Annotated in this window: 1 protein-coding gene; it reads right to left on the minus strand. The window is 53.9% G+C overall.

The annotated features are described in order from the left end of the window. A partial coding sequence (locus SQ11_RS15425) for an acyl-CoA dehydrogenase family protein (protein WP_198140901.1) occupies nt 1-649 on the minus strand: 649 nt, incomplete at both ends.

Consider the following 649-nt stretch of genomic DNA (forward strand, 5'->3'; position numbering starts at 1 on the left):
ACCATAGGCACCGCTGCTCCAGGCAGATAACTTGGCTGCACCGACACTGGTGGCCGGCAGCGAAATCGATCGGCCGACGGAAAGACTGTTCATCAGCATGCGCCAGCCTTGTCCTGCTTTTTCCTGTCCACCAATGATCCAGTCCATGGGAATGAAAACATCCTTGCCGGAATTGGGCCCATTCTGGAAAACACCATTCAGGGGAAAATGTCTGCGACCAATATCAATCCCCGGTGTATTGGTCGGAATCAGTGCCAGCGTAATGCCGATATCTTTTTCACCGCCAAGCAATCCATCCGGATCATATAGTCTGAATGCAAGCCCCAGCAAGGTGGCAACCGGCCCCAGCGTGATATAGCGTTTTTCCCAGTTGATGCGTATTCCCAGTACATCCGGCTGACCATTAAATTCAGCGCGGCAGACGATGCCGGCATCCGGAATGGATCCGGCATCCGAACCGGCTTCCGGCCCGGTCAATGCAAAGCAGGGGATTTCGGTACCATTGGCCAAGCGCGGCAAATAATGATTTTTCTGCTCTTCCGTTCCGTAATGCAGCAATAACACGGCCGGACCGAGTGAGTTGGGCACCATCACCGTAACCGCTGCGGTGTTGCTGCGCGAACTGATTTTCATCACCCCTTCTGAATGT

The organism is Nitrosospira sp. NpAV (assembly GCF_000832065.1).
Classification (GTDB): domain Bacteria; phylum Pseudomonadota; class Gammaproteobacteria; order Burkholderiales; family Nitrosomonadaceae; genus Nitrosospira.